Below are 25,066 nucleotides of genomic sequence, written 5' to 3' on the forward strand. Positions count from 1 at the left end.
CAGTGGGTCTGTCCATCGAGTTCACACCGCGCAGGTCCTGGCAATCCGCCCATGAAACGAGGCGGGTGCGGACAGGGTGGACGCCGACCACAGTAACGAGGGGGGCTTTGTGTTGAATACCAGCGTTCCCTGCGGCACCGTCGCGCAGCCACCGACCTTGGGCGGTATCGGGCAGGTACGGGTAAATATTGGTGCCCGACTTGCGGCACTTTTTGGCCTTCGCACTAGTCTTAGCGTGGATCGCGGTGACGGACGTCACTCCACCTGTCTACGCTATCCATGTGCGAGACTCACGCAGGAATCCAGCGCAATATGAATGTCCTGATCGTTGATGACGAACCCCTAGCCCGCGAGCGCCTGAGCCGGATGGTCAGTGAGCTCGAGGGATACAGTGTCCTGGAGCCCAGCGCCACCAACGGCGAAGAGGCATTGAGCCTGATCGACAGCCTGAAGCCGGATATCGTCTTGCTCGATGTGCACATGCCGGGTCTGGATGGTCTGCAGGTTGCCGGCAAATTGTGCGAGCGCGAGACGCCTCCGGCGCTGGTGTTTTGTGCGGCTCCGGATGAATTCGCCCTTGAGGCCTTCAATGCCAGTGGCGTCTGCCACCTGGTCAAGCCCGTGCGCCCCGAGCTGTTGCTCGAAGCCTTGAAAGCCGCCGAGAAACCCAATCGTGTGCAACTGGCGGCCCTGACGCGGCCGGCGGCGGAAAGCGGCAATGGGCCGCGTAGCCACATCAGCGCGCGAACCCGTAAAGGCATCGAACTGATTCCCCTGGCTCAGGTGGTGTACTTCATTGCCGACCACAAGTACGTGACCTTGCGTCACGAAAGCGGCGAAGTGCTTCTGGACGAACCCCTGAAGGCCCTGGAAGACGAATTCGGCGATCGCTTTGTGCGTATTCATCGCAATGCGCTGGTGGCCCGCGAGCGAATCGAGCGCTTGCAGCGCACGCCGCTGGGGCATTTCCAGCTGTACCTCAAGGGTCTCAATGGCGATGCCCTGATCGTCAGTCGGCGCCACGTTGCGGGTGTGCGCAAGATGATGCAACAGCTCTAGCGCGCTCGTTTGCTCGCATACCAAGGCAGGCCCGGCGTCGGCGGGACGCTGCGTTTCTGATACAAGTCAAAGCTGCTTTGGCTGAGCTGTTATTATCTGCCGTATCTATTCAGTACGGATTGATCCATGTCCTCTCGCGAAATCCGCATCGCTACCCGCAAAAGTGCTCTGGCCTTGTGGCAGGCCGAATACGTCAAAGCCCGTCTGCAAGAGGCCCATCCGGGCCTTGTGGTGACCCTGGTGCCCATGGTCAGCCGTGGCGACAAACTGCTGGACTCGCCCCTGTCGAAAATCGGCGGCAAGGGGCTGTTCGTCAAGGAGCTGGAAACCGCGCTGCTGGAAAACCAGGCCGACATCGCCGTGCATTCGATGAAAGACGTGCCCATGGACTTCCCCGAAGGCCTGGGCCTGTTCTGCATCTGCGAGCGCGAAGACCCGCGCGACGCCTTTGTTTCCAATACCTACCAAAGCCTTGAACAGTTGCCGCAAGGCAGCGTCGTGGGCACTTCCAGCCTGCGCCGCCAGGCCCAGTTGCTGACTCGTCGCCCCGACCTGCAGATCCGTTTTCTGCGGGGCAACGTCAATACCCGGCTGGCCAAGCTGGATGCCGGCGAGTACGACGCCATCATCCTGGCCGCGGCTGGCCTGATCCGTCTGGGATTCGAAGATCGCATCAGCTCCTTCATCAGCGTCGACGACAGCCTGCCTGCCGGTGGCCAGGGCGCGGTCGGCATCGAATGTCGCAGTGCCGATACTGAAATCCACGCCTTGCTGGCCCCTCTGCATCACGCCGACACCGCCAGCCGGGTCACGGCCGAGCGGGCGCTGAACAAGCACCTCAACGGCGGCTGTCAGGTGCCGATCGCCTGTTATGCGGTGCTCGAAGGCGAACAGATCTGGCTGCGCGGCCTGGTGGGTGAGCCCAGCGGCGGCCGGCTGCTCAGCGCCGAAGCCCGTGGCCCCAGAACGTCTGCCAGCGAACTGGGGGTGCAAGTGGCGGATGCCCTGCTGGCCCAGGGTGCCGATGACATCCTGCGCGCGGTCTATGGCGAGGCGGAGCAAGAGTGACCGGCTGGCGCCTGCTGCTGACCCGGCCGAGCGAGGATTGCGCTGCACTGGCAGCGATCCTGGCCGACGCCAAGGTGTTCAGTAGCAGCCTGCCGTTGCTGGAGATTCAGGCCTTGCCCGTCACTGACGCGCAACGCGCGACCCTGCTTGAACTGGATCGATACTGCGCGCTGATCGTGGTCAGCAAGCCTGCGGCCCATCTGGGTCTGAAACTGCTGCGCGCCTATTGGCCAGAGCCCCCGTGCCAGAGCTGGTTTAGCGTGGGCGCCGGAACCGGGCAGATCCTCGCGGATGCTGGTTTGCAGGTGTTCTACCCACAAACGGGGGATGACAGCGAAGCCTTGCTTGCGCTTCCCCAATTGCGCGAGGCTATCTGCCGGCCCGATCCCCGGGTGTTGATCGTGCGTGGCGAGGGCGGTCGCGAGCTGCTCTCTGAGCGTTTGCGCGACCTTGGTGCTAGTGTCGATTATCTGGAACTCTACCGCCGCTGCCTCCCGCATTACGCCGAGGATGCACTGCTGCGCAAGATTGCGGGGGAACGCTTGAACGGGCTGGTGGTCAGCAGTGGACAGGGCTTCAGCCATTTGCTGCAGCTGGCCGGAGCGGACTGGCCGCAGTTGGCGCAGATGCCGTTGTTTGTTCCAAGCCCCCGGGTCGCCGACATGGCGCGTGCCGCCGGGGCGGAAAAAGTTGTGGATTGTCGCGGCGCCAGTGCCGCGGCTTTGCTAACGGCGTTACGGGAGCAACCCGTGCCCGTTCTCTAACGCAAAGGATGGATACGTGAGCGAAACAGCCTTGCCTAAAGATGAAGTCCAGCCGGTGTCCGGAACACCTGCTGAGCCCACGACCCCAACCGTTGAGCGTCGTGGCAACGGGTTGGCGATACTGGCCCTGCTGCTGGGGGCGGCGGGTGTCGCGGCCGGTGGCTGGGGGATCTGGCAGGTGCGTAGCCTGCAAGCCAATCACCAGCAGCAACTGAGTCAGTTGCAGGCCCTGGGTGATCAGGCCCAGAGCTTCAAGCTCAGTGAGCAGCGCCTGAGTGCGCGCCTGGAGCAATTGCCGCCCGCCGACGAGCTGGAAGACCGGCGGCGTCTCGTGGCCCAGTTGCAAGGTGATCAGCAGCGTCTGAGTCAGCGCCTGGAAACCGTGCTGGGTGCCAGCCGCAAGGACTGGCGCCTGGCGGAAGCCGAACACCTGTTGCGCCTGGCCAGTCTGCGTCTGTCCGCTCTGCAGGACATCAGCAGCGCCCAGGCCCTGGTCCAGGGCGCCGACGATATCCTGCGTGAGCAGAACGACCCGGGCTCCTTCGCTGCCCGCGAACAGTTGGCCAAGAGCCTGGCGGCCTTGCGCAGCACCGAACAACCGGATCGCACCGGTCTGTTCCTGCAATTGGGGGCCCTGCGTGATCAGGTCCTGGAGCTGAGTGCGGTGGCGCCGGAATACAAGGACCGCGGCGACTCGTTGCTGGGGCTGACCGCCGACGGCGATGGCGCAAGCCGCTGGGCCCAGTGGTGGGAGCAGATCTCCCGCTACTTCCGTATCGACTTCAATGCCGACAAGAACATCCGTCCGCTGCTGGCGGGGCAGGGCCTGACCCAGGTGCGCCTGGCCCTGAGCCTGGCGCTGGAGCAGGCGCAGTGGGCGGCCCTGAATGGCCAGGCGCCGGTGTACACCCAGGCGCTGACCGAAGCCCGGGATGTACTGGTCAGCAACTTCAATCAGGACAATCCGCAGAGCAAGATCATGCTCGAGCGCCTGTCCGAACTGAGCAAGCAGCCGGTGACCGTAGTCACTCCAGACCTGGCCAAGACCCTGAGCGCGGTGCAGGCCTATCTTGAGCGGCGCAACCTCAACGCTGAGGACTCCATCAAGCCTCTGGCCAAACCTGCCGCGAACGCCGCCCAGGAGACCAGCCCATGAAACGCGTCTACGTGATTGTGCTGTTGGTCATCGCCGCTATCGGCTTGCTGGGGCTGGCCATCGCCGAGCATGCGGGCTACGTGCTGATCGCCTACAGCAATTTCCGTTACGAATCGAGTCTGTGGGCGACCCTGGCCCTGGTGGCGCTGATCTGGCTGGTGATCTGGGGCATCAAGCTGCTGGTCGAGCTGGTGATGGTTTCCGGTGGCGTGGTCAATCCCTGGTCGCGCCGCAATCGCAGTCGCCGGGTGCAGATTGCTATCGAACAGGGCCAGATGGACCTGGCCGAAGGTCGCTGGGCCAGCGCGCAAAAGCACCTGTACCGTGCCGCCGAGGCCGAGCGCCAGCCGCTGCTGTACTACCTCGGTGCGGCCCGTGCCGCCAACGAGCAAGGCCATTACGAAGAATGCGACCGGCTGCTGGAGCGGGCGCTGACCCGGCAGCCCCAGGCGGAGTTGGCGGTGGCCTTGAGTCATGCCCAGTTGCAGACCGATCGCGGCGATACCGAAGGCGCCCTGAGCACCCTGCAAGCCATGCACGAGCGTCATCCGCATAGCGTTCAGGTGCTGCGTCAGTTGCAGCGTTTGCATCAGCAGCGTGGCGACTGGTCGGCGCTGATCCGCCTGCTGCCCGAGTTGCGCAAGGACAAAGTGCTGCCGGCCAGCGAGTTGCAGGAGCTGGAGCGTCGGGCCTGGGGCGAGAACCTGAGCCTGGCGGCGCGTCGTGAAGAGGACCAGGTGGCGGGCTTGCAGTCCCTCAATCGCGCCTGGCAGCAACTGACCTCGGCGCAACGCCAGGAGCCGCAACTGGTGCTGGCCTACGCTGAGCAGTTGCGTCAGCTGGGGGCCGGTGCCGAAGCCGAAGAGGCGCTGCGCACCGCCATCAAGCGCAAGTACGAGAGTCATCTGGCGCGGCTTTACGGCCTGGTGCGTGGCAGTGACCCCTCCCGGCAGTTGCAGACCGCCGAGCACTGGTTGAAGGAGCACGCCGACGATCCCGGTCTGTTGCTGACCCTGGGGCGCCTATGCCTGCAGAACAGCCTGTGGGGCAAGGCCCGGGACTACCTGGAAAGCAGCCTGCGTCTGCAGCGCAATCCTGAAACCTGTGCTGAGTTGGCCCGGTTGTTGGCGCAGTTGGGCGATACCGATCGCAGCAACCAACTGTTCCAGGAGGGCCTGGGCATGCTCGACGAGCGTCTGCTGGCGTCACCGTTGCCGGTTCCGGCGCGGGCCTGAAGCGCTGTCAGGGCCGGTTGCCTGTTGCGGGCAACCGGCCTTTCCTTGCCCGGGTTGCACCACTGGCTCGCTGTCTATCGTCGCTCGACTGCGGCATAGCGCTTCTTGAAAGCAGCGAGCGCTTTCTCTACCGTGGCTGCCTGTTTCTTTGTGTTACGGATATCTCATGTCGCTGGCCGGCTCCCGCGTGCTGTTCTCCCTGGTGTTCCTGGTGGGGGCCTTGGCCTCGTGGGCAGCATTCAACCTGCAAACCGGTGGCGGCCTCGAGTCTTGCCCGTTGTGGGGCGTGCAGCGCTTGTTGCTGCTGATGTTCGGCGGCGTCAACCTGCTGGCGGTGGTGCAGGGACCGGGGCGTGTGGGGCGAGCGCTCTACTGGGGGCTGAACCTGGTGCTGGGCCTGCTCGGGGTGATCACCGCCGGGCGTCATGTATTGCTGCAGAACATTCCTTCCGAGCAACTCCTGGCTTGCCTGCCGGACATGTCTTTCATGCTGCGCCAGCTGTCCTGGTGGCAGGCGCTGCAACTGACCTTCATGGGCACCTCGGACTGCGCCGAGGTCACCTGGACGCTGCTGGACATGAGCCTGCCCGAGTGGAGCCTGCTGTTTTTCGTGATCATGCTGATCTTCAGCGGTTACCGTCTGCTGCGCATGACGCGGGCTACACACAGGGCCGAGGCGTTGCCCTGAGTCAGCGTTTGGTGGCAAGGCGCGGATTAAACGCTTGTATGAACTTTATCTCCTGCGTACCTTGATGCTGTTGTCGAGCGGGCATAATCTGGCCCGCACCTGTCACCGGAATTATGTTGCTCGATGCTGTTGTGTCCGACCGGATCCAGAGTCTCCAACAAGGGGGGCGGCGGGCAGACGGCATGACCCATAAGGGAAGAGAGATCACCATGCTCGAAAGTTGTCAGAATGCTCAGGAACGCTGGGGTGGAGTGCATCTGCTGATCGATCGCTGGTTGCAGGAGCGTCACGAACTGGTTCGAGCCTATGATGCGCTGGGCGCCGAGCCCGAGGCGTTGAGCAAGAGCAAGAAGCCGCTTCAGGAATTCTGCGGGATTCTGGTGGATTATGTGTCCGCCGGACATTTTGAAATCTACGAACAGCTGACCAGCGAAGCCAAGGCCTTTGGCGACAAGCGCGGTCTTGAACTGGCCGATACCCTCTATCCGCGTATCGACGTGATCACCGAAAAACTCCTGGCGTTCAACGATCTGTGCGATGCGGGTCAGTGTGTGGCGCAGAAGTTCAAGGAGCTGGGCGGCCTGTTGCACGAACGCTTCGAGCTGGAAGATTGCCTGATCGAAGTGCTGCACAACGCCCATAAGCAGGACGCGGTGGCTCAGGCCTGAATACAGGTTCGAGCATCAGCAAACGGCACGCCCAGGCGTGCCGTTTTTGTTTCTGCGACTCAGCCGGCAACGCCCAGCAATTCAATATCGAACACCAGCGGCGTGTAGGGAGCGATCAGATCGCCCGCGCCTTCGGTGCCATAGGCCTGGTCCGAAGGAATCACCAACCGCCATCTGGCACCGGTGGGCATCTGCGCCAGGGCGATGCGCCAGCCGGCAATCACGCTGTCCAGGCGAAACCATTGAGGCTGTTGTGTCTGATCGAACACGGTGCCGTCAGGCAGGCGCCCGGTGTAGCGCACCTGGACCGAGCCGTTAGGGCTGGCCTTGTTGCCGCTGCCCGGCGCCAGCTCGGTCAGCAGGATGCCGTCAGCCAGCTGGCGCACGCCGGGCTTGGCTTTTTCCTGATCGAGAAACCGTCGTTCGTTTTCCAGCGCCGTCTCGATCTGCGAGCGAGCCGACTGTTCGCTGATCTGCGCTTCGTGCTGGGCCAGGAGCTGTTCGATGCGCTCGCTCTTGAGGGCCAGCGGCTTGCCTTGGTAGGCGGCTTTCAATCCCTCCACCAACGCCTGGATCTGCAGGTCGGGGACTTCGTCGCGCAGCCGTTCGCCGAGGCTCGCGCCCAGGCTGTAGGCAAGATCATGAGCGTCGTTGGGCGGTGCTTGCGCAGCAGCCTGCGCCAGGGGCAAGAACAGGCTCAAGGATAAAAACAGGTAACGCGACATGGGCACTCTCCGGCCTGAGTAGCGGTGGATTATGCCAGCGACAAAGGGCGGGTTGGTGAGCAACTTCGATGGCGGCGAAGAACATTTTCCGTCGCTTGCAACGCCAGGCTTTCGATACTGTCAACATGCCCTAGCGGCGGTAACAGCAGAGGTCTAGTATGAGCCGCAACTCACGTCAGCCAGGAGGTCAACCATGTCGGCCAGTAAGAAGCCTGTAAATACTCCGTTGCATTTGCTCCAACAGTTGTCGGGCAGCCTGCTCGAACATTTGGAAAACGCTTGTTCCCAAGCCTTGGCTGATGCTGAAAAACTGCTCGCCAAGCTGGAAAAACAACGAGGCAAGGCGCAGGAAAAACTGCACAAATCGCGCACCAAATTGCAGGATGCCGCGGCGGCCGGCAAAGCCAAGGCACAAGCCAAGGCCAAGACCGCGGTGAGTGAACTCGAAGACCTGCTGGACGCATTGAAAGAACGTCAGGCCCAAACCCGCAGCTACATCCTGCAACTCAAGCGCGATGCCCAGGAAAGCCTGAAGTTGGCTCAAGGCGTTGGCCGTGTGAAGGAAGCGGTGGCCAAGGCATTGAGCACTCGTGATGCCCAGTCGGACGCAGTGGCGGCGAAGAAGCCGGCAGCCAAGCCTGCTGCCAAAGCGCCAGCCAAATCCGCTGCCAAGCCAGCGGCCAAACCTGCTGCGAAAAAACCGGCCGCCGCCAGCGCCGCCAAACCTGCGGCGAGCAAGTCCGCAACGGCTAAGCCTGCCGCTGCCAAACCTGTTGCCGCCAAGACCGCTGCCGCCAAGCCAGCAGCCAAAACCACCGCCAAGCCTGCTGCCAAACCGGTAGCCGCTAAAGCTGCCGCCAAGCCTGCGGCCAAACCCGCAGCCGCGAAACCCGCTGCCACCAAACCCGCCGCCAAACCTGCAGTAGCCAAAGCCCCGGCAAAAGCTGCGGCCAAGCCTGCCAGCAAACCGGCAGTGGCGGCCAAGCCTGCCGCCGCGGCAGCGAAACCTGCGGCCAAGCCAGCAGCGGCCAAGGCTGCAGCGAAGCCTGCGGCAAAACCTGCTGTGAAAAAACCGGCGGCCGCCAAGCCTGCCGCTGCCAAAACCGCGACTCCAGCGGCCAAGCCGGCTGCACCTGCTGCGGCCAAACCTGCTGCTCCAGCGCCAACAGCTTCTCCAGCTGCTGCGACGAGCACGCCTGCCGCCACGCCTGCACCGGCTGCCGCCGGCACTCCCTCCAGCGCTTCCTAAGCGCCGGTCACCGCGACGCGCAGCACCTGCAGCGCGTCGCGGTTGCGTTCGGCGGCTCCGGCCGCCAATCCCTCAAGCCAGTCTTCCAGGTTCGCTGCCTGAGCGTCGGGCCATGGCCTGGCCTGTTCCTGCAAGCGCAGCAGCAATTGCCGTTCGGCTTCCAGCTCCAGGGTCTTGACCTGTTCGCGCAAGGCGCTCAACTCACTGTCCTCGCGGGCCGCCTGGCGCCAGCGGGTGCGCAAGTCGCGCAAGGGCTGGACCACGTCCCGATCCCAGGGCGCCGCCAGCGCCTGCAACTGCTGCAAACGCTGAGCGTCGCAACTGACACCTCGCTGGCCAAGCCACGCGCCACAGAGCAGCAGGCAGACATTGGCCCCGCTGTCCTGCAGTTGCAGACAGGCCTCCTGCACGCCCGGAAGGGCATAGGTGCCAAGGGAAAAACTCCACAGGTCAGAGGACATAGTGCTACTCGCGCCAGTTGCGAACGAAGCTGGTAGACTCCGCCGCCATTATGATTCGACTTCAGAACCTGACTTTACAGCGTGGTCCGCAACGTCTGCTAGAAGACGCCGAGCTGACCCTGCACGCCGGCCAGAAAGCCGGCCTGATCGGTGCCAACGGCGCCGGCAAATCCAGCCTGTTCGCCCTGCTGCGCGGGGAGCTGCACCCGGATTCGGGTGACTGCTTCCTGCCCGCCGATTGGCGCATTGCCCACATGCGCCAGGAGGTCGATACCCTCGAGCGCCTGGCGGTGGACTATGTGCTCGATGGCGACCTGCGCCTGCGCCAGGTGCAGCGTGACCTGGCGGCTGCCGAAGCGGCCCAGGATGGCGCTGCTCAGGCGCGCTTGCATGCCGAACTGGACAGCGCCGACGGTTATACCGCCGATGCCCGGGCGCGCAAGCTGCTGGCCGGACTGGGCTTCACCAACGAACAGATGGACCGTCAGGTCGGCGACTTCTCCGGGGGCTGGCGGATGCGCCTGAACCTGGCCCAGGCCCTGATGTGCCCGTCGGACCTGTTGCTGCTTGACGAGCCGACCAACCACTTGGACCTCGACGCCATCATCTGGCTGGAAGACTGGCTCAAGGGTTATCCCGGCACTTTGCTGCTGATCTCCCACGATCGGGATTTCCTCGACGCCGTGGTCGATCACGTCGCTCATGTCGATCAGCGCAAGATCACCCTCTATCGCGGTGGCTACAGCGCCTTCGAGCGCGCCCGTGCCGAGCGCCTGGCCCAGCAACAGCAGGCCTACGAGAAGCAGCAGGCGCAGCGCGCGCACATGGAAAGCTACATCGCCCGCTTCAAGGCCCAGGCCACCAAGGCCCGTCAGGCCCAGAGCCGGATCAAGGCCCTGGAGCGCATGGAGGAGCTGTCGGCGGCCCACGTCGATTCGCCCTTCGACTTCACCTTCCGTGAGTCGACGAAGATTTCCAGCCCGCTGATCGACCTCTCCGATGCGCGCCTGGGGTATGGCGAGCGCACGATCCTGGAGAAGGTCAAGCTGCAGCTGACCCCGGGTGCGCGGATCGGTCTGCTGGGCCCTAACGGCGCCGGCAAGTCGACCCTGATCAAGAACCTCTCCGGTGAGCTGCAGCCGCTCTCCGGACGCCTGACCCGGGGCGAGAACACCGTTGTCGGCTACTTCGCCCAGCACCAACTCGACTCCCTGGATTCCAAGGCCAGCCCTTTGCTGCACCTGCAGCGTCTGGCGCCCACCGAGCGCGAGCAGACCCTGCGCGACTTCCTCGGCGGCTTCGACTTCCGTGGCGCGCGCATCGACGAGCCGGTGCTGAATTTCTCCGGCGGCGAAAAAGCCCGTCTGGCCCTGGCGCTGATCGCCTGGGAGCGGCCGAACCTGTTGCTGCTCGACGAACCCACCAACCACCTGGACCTGGAGATGCGCCTGGCCCTGACCATGGCCCTGCAAGAGTTCAGTGGCGCGGTGCTGGTGGTTTCCCACGATCGCCATCTGCTCAAGAGCACCACGGACAATTTCTTCCTGGTGGCCGACGGCAAGGTCGAGGAGTTCGACGGCGACCTGGACGACTACACCCGTTGGCTGGTGGATTACCGCCAGCGCAATGCGCCGGTCAGCAACACGCCGGTCAATCCGGACAAGACCGACAAGAAGGCCCAGCGTCAGGCCGCTGCCGCCCTGCGTCAGCAATTGGCGCCGCACAAGCGCGAGGCCGACAAGCTGGAAGCCGAGCTGGGCAAGGTGCATGAGCGCCTGGCCAAGATCGAGGCCAGCCTCGGCGACAGCGGTCTGTACGAGGCGGCGCGCAAGGATGAGCTGCGCGACTTGCTGGCCGAGCAGGCCAGGCTCAAGACCCGTGAGTCCGAGCTGGAAGAGGCCTGGATGGAGGCCCTGGAGCTGCTGGAAAGCATGCAGGCCGAGCTGGAGGCGCTGTCCTGATGGAAGCGCTGCAGCTGCCGTTGCCGGCGCAGTGGATCGGTCCGTTGTGGATCGGTGTGCAGATCCTGCTGATTCTGCTGGCGGGCTATCTGGCCCAGCGTTTCGTCGCCCGTGGCCTGACCCGCCTGGGTGAGCGTTACCCGTTCCCGCCGCAATTGCTGATGCCCCTGCGCGGCGGCCTGCGCTGGCTGATCATGGGCAGCGCGGTGATCTTCGTCCTGGAGCGCCTGGGGGTTTCCGCCACGGTGCTGTGGACCGCCCTGTCCGGCTTTGTCGCCGTGGCGGCGGTGGCGTTCTTCGCCATGTGGAGCGTGCTCTCCAACCTGCTGTGCGCGATCCTGATCTTCACCGTTGGCCCGTTCCGCCTGGGTGATGTGGTGGAGCTGGTGGACACCGTCGACAAGCCCGGGGTCAAGGGCCGGGTGGTGGCGATCAACCTGCTGTACACCACCCTCATCGAAGCCGAAGAGGCCGGCACCGGCAGCGCCATGGTCCAGGTGCCCAACAGCCTGTTCTTCCAGCGCTCGGTGCGCCGTTGGCGTGGCACCGATGCGCTGCCAGTAGGCGGCGGCGAGAAGTAACGCCTTGCTCTGTGGTTGCTGCCGCAGGCTGCGATGAGGTCCGCAGGACCTTCGGTGCCGCCAGCGCGGTGCCTGCTGCGCAGTCGTTCGCAGCCTGCGGCAGCGGCTAGAGGGGCGTGCGTGACCTTTGGGCGAAAAAAATATGGTCAGCCGCCAAGCAGAGGATTAGCTTAGGCAGTCACGACCAATTCGATCCGAGGTGTGCAATGGTGCTTGAGACATGGCTGGCGTTCTTTGCCGCCAGTTGGGTAATCAGTCTTTCCCCGGGCGCCGGCGCCATTGCGTCGATGTCCTGCGGCCTGCAATACGGTTTCTGGCGCGGTTACTGGAACGCCCTGGGCCTGCAACTGGGCCTGGCCATGCAGATTGCCATTGTCGCCGCCGGTGTCGGCGCCATCCTCGCCGCCTCGGCCACTGCCTTCTATGCCATCAAGTGGTTCGGTGTGGCCTACCTGGTGTACCTGGCGGTCAAGCAATGGCGCGCGCTGCCCAGCGACCTCAGCGATGACGCCGCCATTCGCCCCATCGGCAAGCCCCTGGCCCTGGTGTTTCGCGGCTTCCTGGTGAACATCAGCAACCCCAAGGCCCTGGTGTTCATGCTCGCGGTGCTGCCGCAGTTCATCGATCCGCACGCACCCCTGGTCAAGCAGTACCTGATCCTCGGCGCCACCATGATCGTGGTCGATCTGATCGTCATGGCCGGCTACACCGGGCTGGCGTCCAAGGTCCTGCGCCTGCTGCGCACCCCGGTCCAGCAGCGGCGCATGAACCGCACCTTTGCCGGCCTGTTCCTCGGTGCGGCGGGCTTTCTGGCGACTATCCGCAAAGCGGCGGCCTAGGTTTTCCAGAGACAAAAAAAGGCGACCCACGGGTCGCCTTTTTCATTGGTGCACGGCTTAGCGCAGGATCACCGGCGCGGTGTCCGGCGGCAGGTTGTTGCGCATCGGCGCTTGCCCCGGTTGCTCGTAGCCACCGCGGCCCAGCTGCTCGGCCATCTGCCGGGTGACGTCTTCGCCCAGGGCCTTGGAGACTTCGCGCACCACCCGTGGGCGGTTCAGCGAGACACGGATGTCGCGGCTGTTCACCAGCTTGGTGTCCTGGCCTTCGCCCATGGCGGTGAACGCCGAGGTGATCTCGAAGGTGCGAGTGTTGATCAGGCTGAAGTCCGCCACCAGGGTCAGGCCCAGCACCGCCGAGTAGCTGTTGGTATTGGCCAGCTCGTTGATGTCCTGGGTGAAGTCGATGTCCGACACGGTGCCGAACAGCACGTAGTCGGCACCCTTGAAGTTGCCGGCCTTGATGCGCTTGATGATGTCGTAGACGTTGGTCCTGGACGCGTCGGTGTGGGGCGAACCCTGCACCAGCTGGAACATCCCGGACTTGAGGATCCCGCCCTTGATATCACCGGTGAACTTGCGCAGTTCGCCTTCCTCGATGTAGCTGGTGCTGGCTTCCAGTTCGTTGTAGCTGGCCGAGCCGCTGGAGCTGTAGTAGCCCTCGCGGTAGTTCTGCTGGGCCGAAACCACGTGGATGTATTCCTGCACACGTTCCTGGTAGGCCAGGTCCATGACTGCGACTTTCGGGGCCGCCTGCGCACTGAATGCGCAGGCCAGGGCCAGAATGCCAATCCATGCACGCATTGCTTAGCGCTCCGTGGTCTTGCGGATCTCTTTCTCGTCCATCCACTCGGCCAGACCGCTCTCGACGTCGATCAGTTGCAGGCTGAATTTGTAGAAGACGTCCTTGTAGTCGCTGCTGCGCTTGACGATGGAGCTGATGGAGCCTTCAAGACGGTATTTGGCGGCAATCATGTTGCCAGTCTTGGCCACCGTGGATTTCTTGTACAGGCCGCTCTGGTTCTGCAGCTTGAGCTGGTCGACCTGGCTCTGCATGGCGGTGTTGTCGCTGGCGAAGCGAGCAGTGCCGGACTTCATCAGCTGGGTCTTGATCGAGGTGGTGATCTCGCGGGTGTCGATGTACTCGCTGGTCTTGTTCTTCACGTCGTAGACCTGCACCACCGGGCGACCCTGGAGGATGCCGGACTGGGCCAGGGAGCGGGTCATGGATTCGGCGATCATCTGCAGGTCGGTGGAGCCGAACTCGTTGGTCACCAGTTCCACGGCCTTGCTGTCGCCGTAGCTGATGTTCTTGCCGCCCAGTACCGGGGAGGTGTTGGCGCAACCGCTGGCCAGCAGGGCGACCACGGCGAGGAAGGAAAAGCGTGCAAACATGGAAGTGCTCTCTTGATCGGGTTCAGGGACGGCTTATTGGGTTTTGACTTCCAGGCGGAAGTCGGTGGCCTTGGGCACCGGCGCGATGGCCGGCAGGAAGGTGGCCTGGGCCGCGTACAGGTTGAAGACTTTCCAGCTTTCTTCATCGGCCACCGGGAAGCCGTCGTCGCCCAGCCAGACGAAGCGGTAGTACAGGGTCATGTTGGTGTGGCTGGTGTTGTTCAGCGCCACCTTGACCGTCAGGAAGCCGTTTTCACGGGCGACCCGCATCGCGCCGATGGCGATGTTGTTGAACTTGTTCATCACCACCACCTTGCTCGCGGCGCTGCCGGGAGCAGGAGGTGGCGGGGTGGCGCAACCGGCCAATAGGGCCAGTGCGGCGACAGCGAGAAGCTTCAAGCGCATGAGGGGGCTCCGCTCAAGGACGTTGGTTGCTGGCCATGTTCTGGCCGGCGTTGTTCGGGATGACATGGGCGGCTAGGCCGCTGCTGAACACCTGGTTGCCGACCACCCGCAGGGCGACCACTTGGTAGCGCTGGTCAATCTTGACCTGCACCTGGGTGCCGCCCAGGGCGTTGGGCAGGCTCAGGCTGTGTTCGCCCTGCTTGAGGCGCAGGCGCGTCACCTGGGTGTTGTCCGGCAGGGTGCGCCAGGTACGGGTATCGGCGCCTTCGGTCACCGCCGAAGCCAGGCCCACGGCCAGACCGGCCAGCGGGTTGACTTCGTTGAGGTTCTTTTGCGCCACGCCACGGGTCACGGCGCGCACCGTGGTGCGCAGGATGATCCCCGGCATGTCGTCGCGCAGGGCGCGGCGCGACATGGCGGTGGTGCTGTTGAGCAGGGTCAGGTTGTGTTGCTGGCCGTCGATGCCGATCTGGGCAAAGGTCTGGGTCGAGGTGTCGGCCTTGATCACCGGGAACGACAGCGGGGTGATCACCAGATGGTCGTTGATCGGCAGCGGCAGGGGAATGCGCACCGAGTCGCGGGCCGGGGCCAGGCCGCTCTGTACCACGATCAGCACGTCGCTTTCATCCGCCGCCAGGGCTGGTACCACCGGCGCCTTGGCGGGGGCCTTGGCCGCAGCCTTGCGCTTGGACTTGGCCGAAGACTTGCCCGGGGCTTCGATTTTCACCGGTTCCACGGGGGCGTCCAGGTTCAGCAGGGCCTGTTCCAGCAGCGGGGTGTTGGGGCGCAGTTCGGCAGCCTTGCGGTAGCCGGGGGCGGCCAGGTCCTTCTCGCCCAGGGCTTCGTAGACGAAGCCGGCCAGGTAGTGGCTGAAGGCGCTCTGGTAGCTGTTTTTCAGGTTGACCACGTCCGGGGCGTCAAGGGCTTCCACCGGGTAGCCCTTGAGGTCCTTGTACTCGGTCTTGATCCCTTGCTTCTCGGCTTCGTCCTCGCGCTTGAGGTATTCCTTGTCGCGCAGTTCGGCGATCACCGCTTCGCGCTCGTGGGTCTTCTTGATCGCCATGCGGGCGCCGTCGAAGTCATTGCCGGCCAGCAGGTTCATGGCCATCTGGGTGGTCAGCATGACCTTTTCGTAGTCGTAGCCTTCGTAGCGGCGGACCTTGTCGTTGACCAGGAAGCTGCCGAACTGGGCCAGGTACTTGTCGGTGTCGAGCTTGACCGAATCTTCCCAGCTGGCCACCACCTGATCGGCATGGCCCCAGGCGGCCTGGCTGCCATTGAGGTCACCCTTGGCCCGCAGCAACTCGCCCTTTTCGAAGTAGTAGAGCAGGTCCTTGTCTTCACCCTGGTTGTTCTTTTCCAGCAGGGTCAGGGCGGCATCGAGGTTGCCGGTGCGCAGTTGCTGGTTGGTTTCCTGCAGTTCGCTGTCGTAGCTGCGCAAGGCCGAACAGCCTGCAAGCAAAGTGACTGCGCCGAGGGCAATCGTGGTGAGGGCGCGGGATGCCATGGGTACTTCTTCTTCCCTGAATGAGACAGCCGGGCGTGCGGGTCGGGCTGGACGAACCCACTGGCAGGAGCGCTGGCGATCCTGCCAATTCCTCATAAAAAGAGGAGCTTAAATGCCATTTCGCGATAACGAGGGCGCGGCATTATAGACGTGGTTTTGGGTGGTGTAATGGCTTTTTAGGGTCAGATTGATAGTTGTTAGCCACTATGTGAGCCGCTGCGCATTAACCACCGAACAGGGCGGCCAGCGGCGATCGTTCCTCCGGCGCGGGGGCGATGACGAACAACTGGTCGCCCACTCTGCGCAGGCTGATGACCTGGAAGCGCTGGTCCAGCCTGAAGGGCAATTGCGCGCTCTTGCCCAGGGCCAGCCGGTGCTGGCCTTTCTTCAGGCGCAGACGGGCTACCAGGGTGGTGTCCGGCAGGGTGCGCCAGGTGCGGGTGTCGGCGTCCTCGATCAGCACGTTGAGCCGCTGTTTCTCCTTGGCCCGCTGCGGGTCCTTCTTCAATTGCTGGGCCTGGAAGGCGGCGTAGGACTGGGCGCGGTAGGTGGTGCGCAGGATGATCCCGGGCATGTCGTCGCGCAGGGCCCGGCGCGACATGGCGCTGACGCTGTTGAGGGCGGTCAGCGGCTGTTTGCGACCATTCACGCTGAGCTGCTCCACGGGGCGGGTCGAGGTGTCGGCGAGCATGATCGGGAACGACACCAGGGTCGGGATCGGCTGGCCCTCGATCTCCACGGTGACCGGCAACTGCACCGAGCCTCGGGCCGGCGCCAGGCCGTTCTGCACGATGATCAGCACGTCGCTTTCATCGGCCTTGGCAGTGGGGCGATCGAGGCTGCGCAGGGCTTGTTCCAGCAACGGCGTATGGGGGCGCAGCTCGATTGCCTGGCGATAACCGGCGGCGGCCAGGCCCCGTTCGCCCAGGGCTTCGTAGAGGTAGCCGGCCAGGTAATGGCTGAAGGCGCTCTGGTAGCTGTTCTTCAGCTCCAGCACTTCGGGGGCGTCCAGGGTCGCCACCGGATAACCGTGCAAATCCTGGTAGCGCACGTTGATGCCCTGGCTGTGGGCCTGTTCTTCGAGCTGCAGGTACTGCTTGTCCCGCAACTCGGCGATCAGCGCCTCGCGCTCGTGGGTCTTCTTGATCTCGATGCGCGCGCCGTCGAAGTCCTGCAGGGCCAGGTGGTTGATCGCCATCTGGGTGGTCAGCATGACCTTTTCGTAGTCGTAGCCCTCGTAGCGTCGGACCTTGTCGTTGATCAGGTAGCTGCCGAACTGGGCCAGGTACTTGGCGCTGTCGAACTTCACCGACTCTTCCCAGGTGAACAGCACCCGGTCGGCCCGGCGCCAGGCCAGCTGGCTGCCGATCAGGTCGCCCTTGGCCCGCAGCAGTTCGCCTTTCTCGAAGTAATAGAGCAGGTCCTTGTCTTGCCAGGGATTGTGCTGTTCCAGCAGGGCCAGGGCGCCGTCGACGTTGCCAGCCTGCAGTTGCTGGTTGGTCTGTTGCAGTTCCAGGTCGTAGTTGCGAAAGATCGAACAGCCGCTCAGCAGCAGGATCGACAGCAGCAAGGAGATAAGGCAGCGGGTCATAGATGGTGGTTCTTCCCTGAACGTGACCTGCAAGAGGTGGCGCATTATCAGGGGCAGACAGTGGGCAGGGAAGGGCTATCGGGTCCTGGTGGCGGATGCGGGGCGCCTGTCGCGTGGCCGGCAGCTGGGCGCCGTTGGGCAGGCGCTGGTCAGCGGAAATGTTTCAACAGACGGATAAGCCTTGAGTGAAACTCATTGGGAGTGAACAATATGTTACTTCGTATTTCCATTTGAGATTCGTTCATGACTGGCCCTTCCCGTTTACTGGCATTGCTGGTGCTGCCGGTACTCGCGCTCTGCAGCTTCAACCTGCTGGCCGATACCGTCGATGGCGCGCCCAAGGCCTTGCATCTGCTGGATTACATCGGCGCCGATTACCCGCCCACGGTTGAAGCCGGCAAGGTCGTCGACGAGTCCGAATACCGCGAACAGGTGGAGTTTCTCGGGGTCTTGCAAGGGCTGATCGCCGAGCTGCCGGCCAAACCGGAGAAGGCCGAGCTGGAGCAGGGCATCGCCGCTTTGCGCAAGGCGGTGGAGGATCGGCTCGAGGGGGCTCAGGTGGCCCGTCTGGCGCGGCAGATGGGAGCCAAGCTGGCGGTGGCCTATGAGGTCAGCCAGGCGCCGGTCATTACCCCGGACCCGAGCCGCGGTGCGCCGCTGTATGCCCAGCACTGCTCGGTGTGCCACGGCGAAAAAGGCGCCGGCGATGGTCCGGCCGGCGTTGGCATGACTCCGCCACCGGCCAATCTGCGGGATGCCGAGCGTCTTGATCGCCTGAGCCTGTACGCGGTCTACAACACCCTGGGGCTGGGTGTTGAAGGCACGGACATGCCGGCCTTTGCCGATCAGCTGGATGACCGCCAACGTTGGGACCTGGCCACTTACATCGCCGGGTTCAGCGCCGATCCGGCGGCGGCCAAGGGCGAGCAAGGCTTCAACCTGGCCGACCTGGCCCGGCAGACGCCCGCCGAAGTCCTGGCCGCCCAAGGCCCGCAGGCCGCCGCCACCTTCCGCGCCCAGCGGGCGCAGCCGCCTCAGGTCAAGCGGGGTCCGGGGCAGTTGCTGGACTACACCGCCTCGACCCTGGACAAGAGTCTTGCGGCCTATCGCAACGGCGATCATGAACAGGCCTATGACCTGTCGGTAGCGGCGTACCTGGAAGGTTTCGAGCTGGTGGAAAGCTCCCTGGACAACGTCGATGCCACGGTGCGCAAGGACACGGAAAAGGCCCTGATGGCCTACCGTCAGTCGTTGCAGGACGGCTTGCCGGTGGCTCAGGCCGAGCAGCGCCTGGACGCGGCCAAGGCCAAGCTCAAGGAGTCTGCCGGGCTTCTGGGCGGCGACAGCCTGAGCTGGTCGCTGAGCTTTATCTCCGGCTTGCTGATCCTGCTGCGCGAGGGGCTGGAAGCGATCCTGGTGCTGGCGGCCATCCTCGCCTTCCTGCGTAACACCGGCCAGCAATCGGCGGTGCGCAGCGTCAACGTCGGCTGGGGCCTGGCGTTGCTGGCGGGCCTGGGCACCTGGGCTCTGGCGGCTTACGTGATCGACGTCAGCGGTTCCCAGCGCGAGCTGCTGGAAGGTGCTACCGCGCTGTTCGCCAGCGTCATGGTGCTGTGGCTCGGGGTGTGGATGCATGATCGCCGGCATGCGGCGGCCTGGCAGGACTACATCAAAAGCAGCCTGGTGGGCGGCGGCGGGCGTTTCGGCTTTGCCGTGCTGGCGTTCTTCTCGGTGTATCGCGAGCTGTTCGAAGTGATCCTGTTCTACGAAACCCTGTGGCTGCAGGCCGGCCCCGCCGGACACAACGCGGTGCTGGCCGGTGGCGCCACCGCCCTGGTGCTGCTGGTGGGCCTGGCCTGGGTGATCCTGCGGGGTTCGGCCAAGCTGCCGCTGGCGCTGTTCTTCGGCATCAACGCGGCGTTGCTCTGCGCCTTGTCGGTGGTGTTTGCCGGGCACGGGGTCAAGGCCCTGCAGGAAGCCGGTATCTTCGGCACCCGGCCAGTGCCGTTCTTCGACTTCGACTGGCTGGGGATTCACGCCGACGCTTACTCGCTGGGTGCCCAGGCGGTGGCCATCCTGGCGATCGTGGTGCTTTATAGTCGCAGTCGCCTGAGTGAGAAGCGGCGCTTGCAGGCTTCTTGACGCTGCGCGGTTGATCGCGGGCAAGCCACTCCTGCACGGGGTGGCTTGCCCGTTTTGCATTCTGGAAGGAGAACACTCGATGCGTGTGTGGATCGATGCCGACGCTTGCCCTAAGGCGGCCAAGGAGCAGGTGGTGCGCTTTGCCTTGAAGCGTCAGTTCGAGGTGGTGCTGGTGGCCGGGCAGGCGCAGATCAAGCCGGCGTTTGCCTGCGTCCGGTTGATCGTGGTGCCCAGCGGCCCGGATGCCGCCGACGATTACCTGGTGGAGCACGCGGTGCCGGGCGAATTGGTGATCTGCAGCGATGTGCCGCTGGCCGACCGCCTGGTGAAGAAGGGCGTGGCCGCTCTGGACCCGCGGGGCAAGGAGTTCGACGCGCAGAACATGGGCGAGCGCCTGGCGGTGCGTAATCTGTTTACCGATCTGCGGGAGCAGGGGCAGGTCAGCGGCGGGCAGGCGCCCTATGGCGATCGGGAGAAGCAGGCATTTGCCAATGCGCTGGATCGGATTCTGACCCGGCTGTCGCGTCAGGCCTGAAGGGCCTGATGTGCCGAGCAATCCTTTGGCTGTGTGCAGCCGGCGGGGAGCCGGCTGCAGTGGGGTATTCCGGTGTGCGGCCGTTTTGCGGCCCGGCTTGAGCCCCTGTCCTCGCCACAGGAGGTTGTCCTTGTGGCGGGGCGGTTATTCGCCTTCGTGGGTCAGTTCCAGCACCCGGTCCACCAGCTTGTTGATGCCCGAGGCGGCTTCGCTGATCGATTGCGCCAGCATGTAGGCCGGTGTGCTTACCAGTTTGCGCGCGGTGTCTTCGACGATGTCGCCCACCGCGCATTCGGCGTGGCTGGCGCCCATCTTGCCCAGGGCCGCGGCGGTGTCGGCATCGTTGCCGATGGTGCAGGTCACGCCCGGACCGTAGATCTTCGCCGCCAGGGCCGGGGCGATGCACATCAGGCCCACCGGCTTGCCGGCTTCGGCAAAGGCCTCGGCCAGGGCCAGGACGTCGGCCTGGACCGTGCAGGCCGCACCTTCGGTGGCGAAGCTGGACAGATTCTTGGCGGCGCCGAAGCCGCCGGGAATGATCAGCGCGTCGAAATCCTCGACGTTGGCTTCAGCCAGGTCCTTGACCTGGCCACGGGCAATGCGCGCCGATTCCACCAGCACGTTGCGGGTTTCGGCCATGGTTTCACCGGTCAGGTGGTTGAGCACATGCATCTGCGGGATGTTCGGGGCAAAGCACTGCACCTGGGCACCACGCTGGTCGAGGCGCAGCAGGGTGATCACGCTCTCGTGGATCTCGGCACCGTCGAACACGCCGCAACCGGAAAGGATCACTGCAACTTTTTTGCTCATGGTTGTTTCTCCAGGTTAAGGGTGCCGACAGCATGCCAAAGGACGGGCGTGTCACTCCACCGGTGTGGTCGAAGCCTTGGTCTTGTCCTGCGCGGCGGCTTGTTCGGCCTCGTAGACCTGCTTGGCCAGGCGGGCGTTCTTGAAACGCCGGCGCAACCACAGGCCGAAGCCCAGCACCAGCAGGGCGCCCAGGACCCACAGCTCGTACTTCTTGATACTGCCGAGCATGCCTTCCATGACCGCGCCGAAATGGTAGGCGGCCTGGGCCAGGGCCACGGCCCAGACGGCCGCGCCAATACCGTTGAGCAGCAGATAGCGGCCCGGCGGATAGCCGGACAGGCCTATGGCCACCGGCATCACGGTGCGCAGGCCATAGACGAAGCGGAAGCTCAGCACCCAGATATCCGGATGCTTGCGGATATGCTCCAGCGCCCGATCGCCCATCATTTGCCAGCGCGGCTTGCGCGCCAGCAGCTTGCGGCCATGCTTGCGCCCCAGGAAGTACCACAGCTGGTCACCGGCGTAGCTGCCGAGGAAGGCGACGATCATCACCAGCTTGATATCCATGTACTCGCGGAACGCAAGAAACCCGGCAAGAACCAGAATGGTTTCACCTTCGAAAAACGTGCCGAGAAAGAGGGCGAAGTAGCCGAAATCCTGAAGAAATTGTTGGAGCATTGTCTGGATGCTGGCGAAATGAACGCGCAGCCTACCCCTTCGACGACGTTCGGGAAAGTATCGAAATGTGTCTCGACGTGAACAATTGCGCCAATAACAATGAGTGTTGCTGCCGGTCAACGGCTTGAGCACAACTGTCATCTGTTCGTCATAATGCCCGCTTATAACTGTTCCGCTCGCCCGCCCGCGCGGGCCCTGGAGTCCGCCGTGAGCTTTACCCCTGCCAGCCGCCTGTTCCCAGCCACTCGTCTGCGGCGTAACCGTCGCGATGAATTCTCTCGCCGCCTGGTGCGTGAAAACCGGCTGAGCGTCGATGACCTGATCCTGCCGGTATTCGTGCTTGACGGTGAGAACCGTCGCGAGGCGGTGGCGTCGATGCCCGGGGTCGAGCGCCTGACCATCGACCTGCTGCTGGAAGAGGCGGCGCACTGGGTCGAGTTGGGGATTCCGGCCCTGGCGCTGTTTCCGGTGACCCCGGCCGGGCTCAAGTCCCTGGATGCGGCCGAGGCCTGGAATCCCGAGGGCATCGCCCAGCGCGCCACCCGCGCCTTGCGCGAGCGCTTTCCGGCACTGGGGGTGATCACCGATGTGGCCCTCGACCCGTTCACCACCCATGGCCAGGACGGCATTCTCGACGAACACGGCTACGTGCAGAACGACATCACCGTCGATGCCCTGGTGCGTCAGGCCCTGTCCCACGCCGAGGCTGGCGCCCAGGTGGTGGCGCCTTCGGACATGATGGACGGGCGGGTCCAGGCGATCCGCGAAGCCCTGGAGCTGGCGGGGCACGTCAACGTGCGGATCATGGCCTACTCGGCCAAGTACGCCAGCGCCTACTATGGCCCCTTCCGCGATGCGGTGGGTTCGGCGCTGAACCTGGGCAAGGCCGACAAGGCCTCCTACCAGATGGACCCGGCCAACGGTAACGAAGCCCTGCATGAAGTGGCGGCGGACCTGGCGGAAGGGGCGGACATGGTCATGGTCAAGCCAGGCATGCCGTACCTGGATATCCTTTTTCGGGTCAAGGATGAATTCAAGGTGCCGACCTTTGTCTATCAGGTCAGCGGCGAATACGCCATGCACATGGCGGCGATCCAGAATGGCTGGTTGGGTGAAGGGGTTATTCTTGAATCCCTGACCGCTTTTAAACGTGCAGGTGCCGATGGCATCCTGACTTACTTTGCCGTTCGTGCTGCTCAATTGTTACGAGAGCAAAAATAGCCCTCCCAGGAACACGCGATGAATACTGAAGGACTCTCAGAAGTTGCCGTAAAAGACGCTCAGCCGGTGGTCGAGCCAGTGGTTGAAACCCCGCCGGAGCTGGAACCCGCGCCCGCGGTGGCCGAGGCGCCGCCGGCGCCGGCCATTGTCATCCCCAACCTGGATGACAGTAGCCTGTACATTCACCGCGAGCTGTCGCAGTTGCAGTTCAACATCCGCGTGCTGGAACAGGCGCTGGACGAGTCCTACCCGCTGCTGGAGCGTCTGAAGTTCCTGCTGATCTTCTCCAGCAACCTGGACGAGTTCTTCGAGATCCGCGTCGCCGGTCTGAAGAAGCAGATCACCTTCGCCCGTGAGCAGGCGGGCGCCGACGGCTTGCAGCCGCATCAGGCGCTGGCGCGGATCAGCGAGCTGGTGCACGGTCACGTCGACCGCCAGTACGCGATCCTCAATGACATCCTGTTGCCGGAACTGGAGAAGCACCAGATTCGCTTCATCCGTCGCCGCTACTGGACCACCAAGCTCAAGACCTGGGTCCGCCGCTACTTCCGCGACGAGATCGCGCCGATCATCACCCCGATCGGCCTGGACCCGACGCACCCGTTCCCCTTGCTGGTGAACAAGAGCCTGAACTTCATCGTCGAGCTGGAAGGCATCGATGCCTTCGGTCGCGATTCGGGTCTTGCGATCATCCCGGCGCCGCGCCTGCTGCCGCGGATCATCAAGGTGCCGGAAGAAGTCGGCGGCCCTGGCGACAACTATGTGTTCCTCTCGTCGATGATCCACGCCCACGCCGATGACCTGTTCCAGGGCATGAAGGTGAAAGGCTGCTATCAATTCCGCCTGACCCGTAACGCCGACCTGGCGGTGGACACCGAGGACGTCGAAGACCTGGCCCGCGCCCTGCGCGGCGAGCTGTTCTCCCGTCGCTACGGTGACGCGGTGCGTCTGGAAGTGGCCGACACCTGCCCCAAACACCTGTCGGACTACCTGCTCAAGCAGTTCAACCTGCACGAGACCGAGCTGTATCAGGTCAATGGCCCGGTGAACCTGACGCGGCTGTTCAGCATCACCGGCCTGGACAGCCACCCGGAACTGCAATACACCCCGTTCACCCCGCAGATCCCCAAGCTGCTGCAGAACAGCGAGAACATCTTCAGCGTCATCAGCAAGCAGGACATCCTGCTGCTGCACCCGTTCGAATCCTTCACCCCGGTGGTCGACCTGCTGCGCCAGGCCGCCAAGGACCCGCACGTGCTGGCGGTACGCCAGACCCTGTACCGCAGTGGCGCCAACTCGGAGATCGTCGACGCCCTGGTGGATGCGGCGCGCAACGGCAAGGAAGTCACCGCGGTGATCGAACTGCGTGCGCGGTTTGACGAAGAGTCCAACCTGCAGATGGCCAGCCGCCTGCAAGCGGCCGGCGCGGTGGTGATCTACGGCGTGGTGGGCTTCAAGACCCACGCCAAGATGATGCTGATCCTGCGTCGCGAGGCCGGCGAGATCGTGCGTTATGCGCACCTGGGCACCGGCAACTACCACGCGGCCAACGCCCGTCTGTACACCGACTACAGCCTGCTGACCTCCGACGACGCCTTGTGCGAAGACGTCGGCAAGCTGTTCAGCCAGCTGATCGGCATGGGCAAGACCCTGCGCATGAAGAAGCTGCTGCACGCACCCTTCACCCTGAAGAAGGGCATGCTCGACATGATCGCCCGGGAGACTCAGTTCGCCCTGGACGGCAAGCCGGCGCACATCATTGCCAAGTTCAACTCGCTGACCGATCCGAAGATCATCCGCGCCTTGTACAAGGCCAGCCAGTCCGGCGTGCGCATCGATCTGGTGGTGCGTGGCATGTGCTGCCTGCGTCCGGGGATTGCCGGGGTCTCGCACAACATCCATGTGCGTTCGATCATCGGCCGCTTCCTGGAGCACACCCGGGTGTTCTACTTCCTCAACGGCGGCGAGGAGCAGATGTTCCTTTCCAGCGCCGACTGGATGGAGCGCAACCTCGACAAGCGGGTCGAGACCTGCTTCCCGGTGGAAGGCAAGAAGCTGATCCTGCGGGTCAAGAAAGAGCTGGAAAGCTATCTCACCGATAACACCCACAGCTGGAGCCTGCAGTCCGACGGCCGTTACATCCGCAACACGCCGACCGGCAACCAGAACCCGCGCAGCGCCCAGGCGACCTTGCTGGAGCGTCTTGGCAGCCCGGTGTTGCCGGTGCGCTAAGCGCCTCAAGCGTCGTAGCTAATAAAAAGGCCAGCCCGATCATCGGGCTGGCCTTTTTATTGTGGCTTGCAAGAGGCTGTAGGAGCTGGCTTGCCAGCG

24 protein-coding genes are annotated in these 25,066 nt (G+C 63.9%); 15 read left to right on the forward strand and 9 right to left on the reverse strand.

Annotated features, from left to right (window positions below; all coding sequences use genetic code 11):
• Nucleotides 1-312: 312 nt before the first annotated feature.
• The 7 genes from GGI48_RS16170 to GGI48_RS16200 all read left to right on the forward strand — a co-directional run bounded on the left by GGI48_RS16170 (nt 313) and on the right by GGI48_RS16200 (nt 6,638).
• On the forward strand, nt 313-1,059 hold the full coding sequence (locus GGI48_RS16170) for a LytR/AlgR family response regulator transcription factor (RefSeq protein WP_179599141.1): 747 nt from the start codon (nt 313-315) through the stop codon (nt 1,057-1,059).
• A gap of 126 nt (nt 1,060-1,185) precedes the next feature.
• Nucleotides 1,186-2,127 (forward strand): hydroxymethylbilane synthase, encoded by a 942-nt coding sequence (hemC, locus tag GGI48_RS16175; protein ID WP_179599143.1) that lies wholly within the window; start codon nt 1,186-1,188, stop codon nt 2,125-2,127.
• Complete coding sequence (locus GGI48_RS16180; RefSeq protein ID WP_179599145.1) at nt 2,124-2,891, forward strand: uroporphyrinogen-III synthase; 768 nt, start codon at nt 2,124-2,126, stop codon at nt 2,889-2,891. Before hemC ends, GGI48_RS16180 begins: the two co-directional genes overlap by 4 nt.
• Nucleotides 2,892-2,907: 16 nt before the next feature.
• Nucleotides 2,908-4,047, forward strand: a complete 1,140-nt coding sequence (locus GGI48_RS16185) for a uroporphyrinogen-III C-methyltransferase (RefSeq protein ID WP_179599147.1) — start codon at nt 2,908-2,910, stop codon at nt 4,045-4,047.
• Complete coding sequence (locus tag GGI48_RS16190; protein WP_103740727.1) at nt 4,044-5,282, forward strand: heme biosynthesis protein HemY; 1,239 nt, start codon at nt 4,044-4,046, stop codon at nt 5,280-5,282. The genes GGI48_RS16185 and GGI48_RS16190 overlap by 4 nt, the downstream gene beginning before the upstream one ends.
• A gap of 166 nt (nt 5,283-5,448) precedes the next feature.
• The gene (locus tag GGI48_RS16195) at nt 5,449-5,970 is read left to right on the forward strand and encodes a disulfide bond formation protein B (protein WP_179599149.1); all 522 of its coding nucleotides are present in this window, start codon (nt 5,449-5,451) and stop codon (nt 5,968-5,970) included.
• A 209-nt stretch (nt 5,971-6,179) separates the two neighbouring features.
• A complete protein-coding gene (locus tag GGI48_RS16200; protein WP_016966934.1) occupies nt 6,180-6,638 on the forward strand; it encodes an Rsd/AlgQ family anti-sigma factor in 459 nt (152 codons plus the stop codon).
• 59 nt (nt 6,639-6,697) lie between these two features.
• Here the strand turns inward: GGI48_RS16200 and GGI48_RS16205 are convergent, their stop codons facing one another.
• Complete coding sequence (locus tag GGI48_RS16205) at nt 6,698-7,363, reverse strand: FKBP-type peptidyl-prolyl cis-trans isomerase (protein ID WP_016966933.1); 666 nt, start codon at nt 7,361-7,363, stop codon at nt 6,698-6,700.
• Between the two features lie 193 nt (nt 7,364-7,556).
• Here GGI48_RS16205 and GGI48_RS16210 point away from each other — a divergent pair, with 193 nt between their 5' ends.
• On the forward strand, nt 7,557-8,612 hold the full coding sequence (locus GGI48_RS16210; protein ID WP_179599151.1) for an AlgP family protein: 1,056 nt from the start codon (nt 7,557-7,559) through the stop codon (nt 8,610-8,612).
• Here GGI48_RS16210 and GGI48_RS16215 read toward each other — a convergent pair.
• Nucleotides 8,609-9,073 carry a TIGR02444 family protein gene (locus GGI48_RS16215; RefSeq protein ID WP_047306587.1) on the reverse strand — a complete coding sequence of 155 codons (465 nt, stop codon included), beginning with the start codon at nt 9,071-9,073 and terminating at the stop codon, nt 8,609-8,611. The genes GGI48_RS16210 and GGI48_RS16215 overlap by 4 nt on opposite strands.
• A 50-nt stretch (nt 9,074-9,123) precedes the next feature.
• On the opposite strand from GGI48_RS16215, the gene GGI48_RS16220 reads away from it, so the two are divergent.
• The 3 genes from GGI48_RS16220 (at nt 9,124) to GGI48_RS16230 (ending at nt 12,454) form a co-directional block, all read left to right on the forward strand.
• Nucleotides 9,124-11,034 carry an ATP-binding cassette domain-containing protein gene (locus tag GGI48_RS16220; protein WP_016966930.1) on the forward strand — a complete coding sequence of 637 codons (1,911 nt, stop codon included), beginning with the start codon at nt 9,124-9,126 and terminating at the stop codon, nt 11,032-11,034.
• Complete coding sequence (locus tag GGI48_RS16225) at nt 11,034-11,615, forward strand: mechanosensitive ion channel family protein (protein ID WP_016966929.1); 582 nt, start codon at nt 11,034-11,036, stop codon at nt 11,613-11,615. The genes GGI48_RS16220 and GGI48_RS16225 overlap by 1 nt, the downstream gene beginning before the upstream one ends.
• A 206-nt stretch (nt 11,616-11,821) precedes the next feature.
• The gene (locus GGI48_RS16230; protein ID WP_011064164.1) at nt 11,822-12,454 is read left to right on the forward strand and encodes a LysE family transporter; all 633 of its coding nucleotides are present in this window, start codon (nt 11,822-11,824) and stop codon (nt 12,452-12,454) included.
• 57 nt (nt 12,455-12,511) lie between these two features.
• Here GGI48_RS16230 and GGI48_RS16235 read toward each other — a convergent pair whose 3' ends face one another.
• The 5 genes from GGI48_RS16235 to GGI48_RS16255 form a co-directional block, all read right to left on the reverse strand.
• Nucleotides 12,512-13,255, reverse strand: coding sequence for a penicillin-binding protein activator LpoB (locus GGI48_RS16235; protein ID WP_179599153.1), 744 nt, complete (start codon nt 13,253-13,255; stop codon nt 12,512-12,514).
• Between the two features lie 3 nt (nt 13,256-13,258).
• Nucleotides 13,259-13,846: a penicillin-binding protein activator LpoB gene (gene lpoB, locus GGI48_RS16240; protein ID WP_016966926.1), complete on the reverse strand. Its 588-nt coding sequence runs from the start codon at nt 13,844-13,846 to the stop codon at nt 13,259-13,261.
• 33 nt (nt 13,847-13,879) lie between these two features.
• Nucleotides 13,880-14,251 carry a YcfL family protein gene (locus GGI48_RS16245; protein WP_016966925.1) on the reverse strand — a complete coding sequence of 124 codons (372 nt, stop codon included), beginning with the start codon at nt 14,249-14,251 and terminating at the stop codon, nt 13,880-13,882.
• Nucleotides 14,252-14,264: 13 nt separating this feature from the next.
• Nucleotides 14,265-15,758: a COG3014 family protein gene (locus tag GGI48_RS16250; protein WP_179599155.1), complete on the reverse strand. Its 1,494-nt coding sequence runs from the start codon at nt 15,756-15,758 to the stop codon at nt 14,265-14,267.
• Nucleotides 15,759-15,981: 223 nt separating this feature from the next.
• On the reverse strand, nt 15,982-17,349 hold the full coding sequence (locus tag GGI48_RS16255) for a COG3014 family protein (RefSeq protein WP_179599157.1): 1,368 nt from the start codon (nt 17,347-17,349) through the stop codon (nt 15,982-15,984).
• Between the two features lie 243 nt (nt 17,350-17,592).
• Between GGI48_RS16255 and GGI48_RS16260 the strand changes: the two genes are divergently transcribed.
• Nucleotides 17,593-19,491 (forward strand): cytochrome c/FTR1 family iron permease, encoded by a 1,899-nt coding sequence (locus GGI48_RS16260; RefSeq protein ID WP_179599158.1) that lies wholly within the window; start codon nt 17,593-17,595, stop codon nt 19,489-19,491.
• Nucleotides 19,492-19,570: 79 nt separating this feature from the next.
• Complete coding sequence (locus GGI48_RS16265) at nt 19,571-20,026, forward strand: YaiI/YqxD family protein (RefSeq protein ID WP_016965642.1); 456 nt, start codon at nt 19,571-19,573, stop codon at nt 20,024-20,026.
• Nucleotides 20,027-20,170: 144 nt separating this feature from the next.
• Here GGI48_RS16265 and elbB read toward each other — a convergent pair whose 3' ends face one another.
• Together elbB and GGI48_RS16275 are read right to left on the reverse strand one after the other, a co-directional pair.
• A complete protein-coding gene (gene elbB, locus GGI48_RS16270) occupies nt 20,171-20,836 on the reverse strand; it encodes an isoprenoid biosynthesis glyoxalase ElbB (RefSeq protein WP_179599159.1) in 666 nt (221 codons plus the stop codon).
• A 51-nt stretch (nt 20,837-20,887) separates the two neighbouring features.
• A complete protein-coding gene (locus GGI48_RS16275; RefSeq protein ID WP_016965640.1) occupies nt 20,888-21,514 on the reverse strand; it encodes a DedA family protein in 627 nt (208 codons plus the stop codon).
• 207 nt (nt 21,515-21,721) lie between these two features.
• On the opposite strand from GGI48_RS16275, the gene hemB reads away from it, so the two are divergent.
• Together hemB and ppk1 are read left to right on the forward strand one after the other, a co-directional pair.
• The gene (gene hemB, locus GGI48_RS16280) at nt 21,722-22,735 is read left to right on the forward strand and encodes a porphobilinogen synthase (RefSeq protein ID WP_103740739.1); all 1,014 of its coding nucleotides are present in this window, start codon (nt 21,722-21,724) and stop codon (nt 22,733-22,735) included.
• 18 nt (nt 22,736-22,753) lie between these two features.
• Nucleotides 22,754-24,967, forward strand: coding sequence for a polyphosphate kinase 1 (ppk1, locus tag GGI48_RS16285; RefSeq protein WP_016965639.1), 2,214 nt, complete (start codon nt 22,754-22,756; stop codon nt 24,965-24,967).
• Nucleotides 24,968-25,066: the final 99 nt, after the last annotated feature.

The organism is Pseudomonas protegens, from assembly GCF_013407925.2.
Lineage (GTDB): Bacteria > Pseudomonadota > Gammaproteobacteria > Pseudomonadales > Pseudomonadaceae > Aquipseudomonas > Aquipseudomonas fluorescens_AP.

What these genes read in the sequence shown, in the direction of transcription:
- GGI48_RS16170 (WP_179599141.1), top strand. Translation starts at nt 313, where the DNA reads ATGAATGTCCTGATCGTTGATGACGAACCCCTAGCCCGCGAGCGCCTG.
- hemC (WP_179599143.1), top strand. Translation starts at nt 1,186, where the DNA reads ATGTCCTCTCGCGAAATCCGCATCGCTACCCGCAAAAGTGCTCTGGCC.
- GGI48_RS16190 (WP_103740727.1), top strand. Translation starts at nt 4,044, where the DNA reads ATGAAACGCGTCTACGTGATTGTGCTGTTGGTCATCGCCGCTATCGGC.
- GGI48_RS16195 (WP_179599149.1), top strand. Translation starts at nt 5,449, where the DNA reads ATGTCGCTGGCCGGCTCCCGCGTGCTGTTCTCCCTGGTGTTCCTGGTG.
- GGI48_RS16200 (WP_016966934.1), top strand. Translation starts at nt 6,180, where the DNA reads ATGCTCGAAAGTTGTCAGAATGCTCAGGAACGCTGGGGTGGAGTGCAT.
- GGI48_RS16205 (WP_016966933.1), bottom strand. Translation starts at nt 7,363, where the DNA reads ATGTCGCGTTACCTGTTTTTATCCTTGAGCCTGTTCTTGCCCCTGGCG.
- GGI48_RS16210 (WP_179599151.1), top strand. Translation starts at nt 7,557, where the DNA reads ATGTCGGCCAGTAAGAAGCCTGTAAATACTCCGTTGCATTTGCTCCAA.
- GGI48_RS16215 (WP_047306587.1), bottom strand. Translation starts at nt 9,073, where the DNA reads ATGTCCTCTGACCTGTGGAGTTTTTCCCTTGGCACCTATGCCCTTCCG.
- GGI48_RS16220 (WP_016966930.1), top strand. Translation starts at nt 9,124, where the DNA reads ATGATTCGACTTCAGAACCTGACTTTACAGCGTGGTCCGCAACGTCTG.
- GGI48_RS16225 (WP_016966929.1), top strand. Translation starts at nt 11,034, where the DNA reads ATGGAAGCGCTGCAGCTGCCGTTGCCGGCGCAGTGGATCGGTCCGTTG.
- GGI48_RS16230 (WP_011064164.1), top strand. Translation starts at nt 11,822, where the DNA reads ATGGTGCTTGAGACATGGCTGGCGTTCTTTGCCGCCAGTTGGGTAATC.
- GGI48_RS16235 (WP_179599153.1), bottom strand. Translation starts at nt 13,255, where the DNA reads ATGCGTGCATGGATTGGCATTCTGGCCCTGGCCTGCGCATTCAGTGCG.
- lpoB (WP_016966926.1), bottom strand. Translation starts at nt 13,846, where the DNA reads ATGTTTGCACGCTTTTCCTTCCTCGCCGTGGTCGCCCTGCTGGCCAGC.
- GGI48_RS16245 (WP_016966925.1), bottom strand. Translation starts at nt 14,251, where the DNA reads ATGCGCTTGAAGCTTCTCGCTGTCGCCGCACTGGCCCTATTGGCCGGT.
- GGI48_RS16250 (WP_179599155.1), bottom strand. Translation starts at nt 15,758, where the DNA reads ATGGCATCCCGCGCCCTCACCACGATTGCCCTCGGCGCAGTCACTTTG.
- GGI48_RS16255 (WP_179599157.1), bottom strand. Translation starts at nt 17,349, where the DNA reads ATGACCCGCTGCCTTATCTCCTTGCTGCTGTCGATCCTGCTGCTGAGC.
- GGI48_RS16260 (WP_179599158.1), top strand. Translation starts at nt 17,593, where the DNA reads ATGACTGGCCCTTCCCGTTTACTGGCATTGCTGGTGCTGCCGGTACTC.
- GGI48_RS16265 (WP_016965642.1), top strand. Translation starts at nt 19,571, where the DNA reads ATGCGTGTGTGGATCGATGCCGACGCTTGCCCTAAGGCGGCCAAGGAG.
- elbB (WP_179599159.1), bottom strand. Translation starts at nt 20,836, where the DNA reads ATGAGCAAAAAAGTTGCAGTGATCCTTTCCGGTTGCGGCGTGTTCGAC.
- GGI48_RS16275 (WP_016965640.1), bottom strand. Translation starts at nt 21,514, where the DNA reads ATGCTCCAACAATTTCTTCAGGATTTCGGCTACTTCGCCCTCTTTCTC.
- ppk1 (WP_016965639.1), top strand. Translation starts at nt 22,754, where the DNA reads ATGAATACTGAAGGACTCTCAGAAGTTGCCGTAAAAGACGCTCAGCCG.